Origin of the sequence: Streptomyces sp. NPDC052107, from assembly GCF_040680215.1 — a bacterium.
In the GTDB taxonomy this organism is placed as follows: Bacteria; Actinomycetota; Actinomycetes; order Streptomycetales; family Streptomycetaceae; genus Streptomyces.
The window spans coordinates 1-5,771 of record NZ_JBFAWG010000187.1; the positions used below are offsets into that span (position 1 = coordinate 1).

General features: G+C 68.3%; 3 protein-coding genes. 2 read left to right on the top strand and 1 reads right to left on the bottom strand.

Annotated elements, in window-relative coordinates:
* Positions 1–318: 318 nt before the first annotated feature.
* On the bottom strand, positions 319–2,577 hold the full coding sequence (locus tag AB0M27_RS46295) for a peptidoglycan recognition protein (protein WP_365732216.1): 2,259 nt from the start codon (positions 2,575–2,577) through the stop codon (positions 319–321).
* A 1,805-nt stretch (positions 2,578–4,382) separates the two neighbouring features.
* On the opposite strand from AB0M27_RS46295, the gene AB0M27_RS46300 reads away from it, so the two are divergent.
* Positions 4,383–5,039: a YeeE/YedE thiosulfate transporter family protein gene (locus tag AB0M27_RS46300; protein ID WP_365732213.1), complete on the top strand. Its 657-nt coding sequence runs from the start codon at positions 4,383–4,385 to the stop codon at positions 5,037–5,039.
* Positions 5,039–5,455, top strand: coding sequence for a YeeE/YedE thiosulfate transporter family protein (locus AB0M27_RS46305; RefSeq protein ID WP_365732215.1), 417 nt, complete (start codon positions 5,039–5,041; stop codon positions 5,453–5,455). Before AB0M27_RS46300 ends, AB0M27_RS46305 begins: the two co-directional genes overlap by 1 nt.
* The last annotated feature ends 316 nt before the right edge of the window (positions 5,456–5,771 follow it).

A 5,771-nucleotide genomic window follows, 5' to 3' on the forward strand; every position in this document is an offset into this window, starting at 1 on the left:
GCCTCCCGAGGGATGCGCATGGGGCAGGCAGGCGACGGGGGACTCGCCTGCCTGCCCCTCATTGCGCGACCACCCGCTCGGAATCGGGGGCGAGCAGGTGCCACGACGCCCCTGTGTCCCTGGGCCCACTCCTACAGCGCACCGGAGTGCCGGGCCGTCACACCACTACCGCCGCCAGGCCGCTGCCCCAGCATGATCACGATCTACCGCTGGAGTACTAGGCAGCGCCCGATCCGCAAGGGGCCCTTGTCCTGCCTGGCTGACCAAGCAGGACAAGGGCCCCTGTGCCGTACACCCCGACCGACGGGAGGTTGGGGGTTACTTGATGTAGATGAGGCCGTCGGTGGTGATGGTGGGGCGGCCGCTGGTGCCGACCACGACGATCTTGATCGTGTGCTTGGCACTGCTGGACCAGGTCTTCGTCCAGAGCGCCTGCCGGTACAGGGTGGTGGAGGACTTCAGGTCGACCGTGCTGACCTTGACGCCGTCGACGTAGACGTACGCCTGGCCGGAGCTGGAGGCTCGGGAGACCACCCAGGCGGCCGAGCGTCCGGTGAAGGTCCAGGTGAGGCTCGCGCCCTTGGAGCCGCTGGAGTACGACTTCCCGCCCAGGTAGCTGGTGCTGGAACGGGTGGTCCAGGTACCGGACTTGGTGGCCGAGGTCTCCTGCAGGATCACCGGGGTGTACGAGGGGGAGAAAGTGCGGTAGTTGCCGGCGTAGTCGTAGGCCCGCATCGACCAGGTGGCCGCGGTGCCGGACACGGCCGTACGGCTGGAGCTGGTGGTGGTCGGACCGAAGGTGGCCGTGGTCGGCGACAGCAGCTTCACGCTCTGCAGCGCCGCGTTGTCGGTGGCCTTCCAGCCGAGGGTGACCGGTACCGCACTGGTGTTGACCGTGCCGGTGCGCAGCGAGAGGTTCGGCGTGGTGCTGAACGTCGGCGCGGTCGTCTCCGCCACCACGTTCACCGCGGCGCTCGTAGTGGTCCTGCCGGACTGGTGGACGGCGCGCACGGCGACGGTGTGGCTGCCGAGGGCCAGGGTGGTGCCGGCGGAGGTGGCGGTGCCGGCGACGGACGTCACGGCCTTGCCGTCGACCAGCAGCTCGAACTTCGAGATGAGCGAACCGGGCGTAGCGGTTGTCCAGTTCAGGGTGACGGCGCCCTTGGTGTAGTACGTCGAGCCGGACAGGCCCGCGCCGCTGACCGAGGTGACCTTCAGGCCCTGCACCGGTCCGGCCGCCCAGGCGCGGATGGTGGGCAGCTGGGCGTACAGCGAGTTGCCCGGGCACTGAGTGTTGTAGCCGTCGCGGTGGGCGGAGATCCGCTGGAACGTGTATGCGGTGCCGGCGGTGAAGCTGGTGCCGAAATAGTTCTGCTGGCTCGCACCGGCGTTGAGTTGCACCGTGCCGGCCGGGTCGGCGCCGTACTGGCCGAGCTTCCAGGCGGCCACGCGGGCGATGGAGGCCAGCGCGGCGTCGGAGGCGCTGGTGGAGGTGTACTCGCCGAGCACCGCGATGCCGGTGGACTCCCGGTTCCAGCCGTAGGTGTGGGCGCCGAGCACGGGCAGGTCGACCCCGCCCTTGCGGCCCTCGAAGATGGTGCCGCACTTGTCGACGAGGAAGTTGTAGCCGATGTCGTTCCAGCCGTTGACCTGCGTGTGGTACGCGTAGATGCCGCGCACGATGGAGGCCGAGTCGGCGCAGGAGTAGTCGTTGGCTCCGTCGGTGTGGTGGACGAAGACGGCCTTGACGTCGGCGTTGTACTCCGACGGGTCGGGGCTGAGCGATTCGTCGGCGCCCCAGTCGGCGCGCGAGGTGATCGGCGGCTCGGGCACGGTGGACGGCGGCGCGGACGGCGTGGTGACCGACGGGCTCGGGGACGCGCTCGTCGAAGCCGAGGGGGACCCGGAGGCGGACGCCGAGCCGGTCGCCGTGGCCGTGGTGTCGGTGGCAGCCGGGGACGTGGGATCGGTCGGCGCGGGGGACGTGCTGCTCTGGCCATCCGTCGGCGACGCGGTCGTACCGTCGGTGGGCGTGGCCGCTGGGCTGCTCGCCTCGGCGACGAACGCCGCCGGCTCGGTCGTCTTGGCCTCGGCGTCGGTCACCACGCCGGGGTCGACCAGGTTGACCTCGAGTCCCTTGGGCAGCGCGCCCGTGGTGCCGTCCTTGTGGACCACCTGGGCCTGGACGCCGTCGGAGGGGCCCACCCACAGAGGCTCGGACGCGCCGCGCATCTTGGCGCCGGGGTGCTCCGGCGGGTCGATGTTCACTTCGAGGTCGTGCCAGGCGCTCCACGCACCGCTGTCCAGACTGCGGGTGCGCACCTGCGCCGTGCCGTCGAGCCGCTTGACGGCCCCCGTCCAGGAGACGCCCACCAGCGAGAACTGCTGCGTCGACGTGCGCGGCAGTTCCTGCTTGCCGCCCGTGGTCCCCTTGAGCGCGAGGTCGTAGACCTTCACGGGCCGCTTGGCCCGGCCTGCCGCGCCGGGGCCGCCGGAGGGGCTGGCGACCGCGTACGTCACCAGGCCGCCACCTCCCAGGACCACGGCACCGAGCGTCAGCCACGCCCGTCGCTTCAGGCTCAGCGGTCTGTACGCATGCGACGTACGACGACTCACGACGTATCCACCCCATCAGAAGGCCGGCAAAGGCCGCAGAGAAAAGTCACGTGAGGCACACGCATCACAGGAGTGGCCCATACCTACAGCGCAGCCCAACCGACGAACATCACGGGGACACAGGCCGCAGTGACGTAGATCACTGGGATGGTGATGCACGGATTTCACTTGGCCACCGCTTCCTGAGCGGCAAGGCTCTGCGGGACTCCAGTAGCCGAGGCTGCTGTGCAGACTGCGTACGTCGTACCAGCTCTCGATCCATTCGAAGATGGCAGGGCGAACGGCAGCCCGGCTGTTCCGGGCCGGTCGCCTCGCCGGCACAGTTCGACGATCTCGGCCTTGAACTCCGGCGTGAACGAGCGGCGAGGACGCGGCTTCTTCTTCCCCATGCTCTGCATGATGGACATCATCCTTACGGGGCCGAAGCCCCTGATCTCGGATGTCCGTCGAAGCGGAGCAAGCCCACCAAGTTGAGAGCGCGAGTTCGATTCTCGCCACCCGTCCAGCGAGCGCACCGTTCTGCCTCTACTTACTTCATGCTGGGCTGTTCATCCACGCGATGAGCCGGGTCCACCAGCCGTCCTTCGATCGGCCCGGTGAACCGTCCATGCGAGGAACGTGTGTGCTTCGCACTGTCCCGTCCGGTCGGACCGGCTCCGGCCCCGTTCGAGCCATCGGCTCCCCCGTGTGTACAGGCTCGCGCTCCGCCGACTCACAGATGCACCGCTGAGGTGTCGCCACGCCGGCGAGCACTTGCTCCACGTGCCTCCCGCAGCCCTCGTAGGTCACCTTCCGGCATGACTGGCAGACAGCACGTCGGCACATGATTCCCCTTCATCAACACCTTCATTAACGATCAGTAATATCAACAGTTCCGTCACAGTCGAATTCACGTTTCCGCCACAAACAACCTCCATATGTGCACCGTTTGCACGAACAACCGCCTCCCGCCGGCAGGCGGCACGACCATGAGGGTCCGTCACGCCCCGATATCGCGTGGCACACCCCACTCAACGATGTCAAGCGTTCACGGCCGGAATCCCCCTGAGGTTGCCCGGGACACCAAAACAATGGTTCCATCTCGCCCGGTCGAGAAAGGAAGGGACTGCTCCGCATCGTGACAGGCCATCACCGCGCCTTTTGAGATCGTCGGCCCGGGCGCGGCGAGGGCAAGAGACCGAGAACGGCAACCGCCCTCACGGAACGGGTGGTGTGCGCCGGTCAGAAGGGAGCAACGTGAGTTGCTCGCACGCCGCAGGATGCCCCCTTTTCCCCTTGCTCAGGGCGAGCTTGCAAGGTTGGCGCGACTACTACTGCGACAGCGAGGATCAGTGGCTCGGCTGTGCGCGCTACCAGGTGTCACTCACCGGCGAGCGCGTACCGATCAGCCTGCTGCCCAACGGTGCCCGCGCGCGACACCTTGAAGACGTGGCCACCGGCCAGGACCGGTCCGGTGCCGCCGGCCCGGAGGAGGGACCCCAGCAGGCCCCTCCACCACAACACAATCCCTGGCCGCCGGAGAACGCGTCCTGGTCGCAGCCGGCACCGGCTCGGCCACCGGAGCCGTCAGAACCTGTGACCGCGGCACCCGAGACCATGGCTCAGTTCGGGGCGGCATCTCCGACGATACCGGTCTCGCATTACCGACCGTCATCATCCCCACCGTTTCCCCAGCCTCCGGACCGCCCATCTCGACACGCGGGGCAAGAGCCCAGCTCGAAGCGCGGTTGGTGGGCTCGATTCGCCGAATGGATGGGAGGCCCCGCATGAGTGGCTACTGGCCCTGGTGGGCCGGCGCTGCCGGGCTCGCTCTGATCACCATCAACTACGCCCTCACCACGGACCGGTCGTTCGGGGTGTCGTCCGCCTGGGATCGCGTGTTGCACTGGCGCAGGGAGCGCCGCCTGGAGCGGATGGACGAGGAGTTCACCGACGAGCGCGCTCTCGCTGACGCTCTCGCCGCAGCTACGGCAGAACACTTCGGCACCAGCCCCGCCGCGCCCACCGTGCCGCCGGTTCCGTACGGGACGTCACAACTGCTCGAAACGGACGCCGAACCGACGGTGAGTGAGGACACCTCGGTCACGAGCCCGGGCCCCGCCCCGCTGGTCACCCAGGCGGCCCTGCTGGTGTCGATCTTCTTCGGCGGATTGATCGCCGCGGTCACCTCGGGGCGGTTCCACCTCCGCTTCGACATGGGACCGGGATTCCGGAACGTGGTCACCGCAAATCCGACCACCATGACCGTCCTGCTGTTCGTCGGAGGCGTGTTGGTCGGCTTCGGCACGCGGCTGGCCGGTGGGTGCAGCTCCGGCCACGGACTCAACGGCTGCGGCCGTCTACGCCCGGTCAGCCTGGTTGCGACCGCCGTGTTCTTCGGCACCGCCGTCGCGGTGTCGTTCCTGTTGTGGAAGGTGATCTGATGCGTACTCGGGGCGCGATACTGCTGGCCAACATCCTCACCGGCCTCACTCTCGGCTATACCGTCTCCAACATCGGCTTCGGCGACTACACCGAGCTGAACCGCATGTTCACCTTCCAGGACCCGCGCATGCTCCTCTCCTTCGCCGGTGCCGTCGTGATCATCGTGTGCGCATTCGCCCTGCTGCGGGTCCGCCGCACCCCGGGACGCATCCACGCCGGCGTGATTCCCGGCGCAGTGCTGTTCGGTACCGGCTGGGCGATCTCCGGAGGGTGCCCGGCAATCCCGATCGTCCAGGTCGCCAGCGGATACCTGCCCGCCCTGATCACCATCGTCGGCGTCACAGTCGGTATCCGGCTGTGCCGCTGGGCCAACGCCCGCTACTTCCACCTGGACCGCGGCTCCTGCGGGCTGTAAACCAGGGACGTTCCCCGACACGCCCCCCTGCACTGGCCTTGGCCTTCCTGTCCTGCATGGCTTCATCCACCTGGCGGTGTGGCCGGCACCCTCCGGCGGGGACGGGCCGTTCGACCCCCGCGTTCCTCGGTGCCGGCCACGGTCGGGCTGCCCGGCCCCCGCACATGGGCAGGGCGGCGGCGCCTGCGCAGATGCCGATACCGAGGCGCGGACAAGACAAACGTCTCTGATTGGCTTAGCGAGCCTGAGCGTTGCTCAGCCTTGGGAGCCAATCGCCTTCGTGCCCTGGTACTGAACGACAGGAGCCGCCAGCCCG

What these genes read in the sequence shown, in the direction of transcription:
- AB0M27_RS46300 (WP_365732213.1), top strand. Translation starts at nt 4,383, where the DNA reads ATGAGTGGCTACTGGCCCTGGTGGGCCGGCGCTGCCGGGCTCGCTCTG.
- AB0M27_RS46305 (WP_365732215.1), top strand. Translation starts at nt 5,039, where the DNA reads ATGCGTACTCGGGGCGCGATACTGCTGGCCAACATCCTCACCGGCCTC.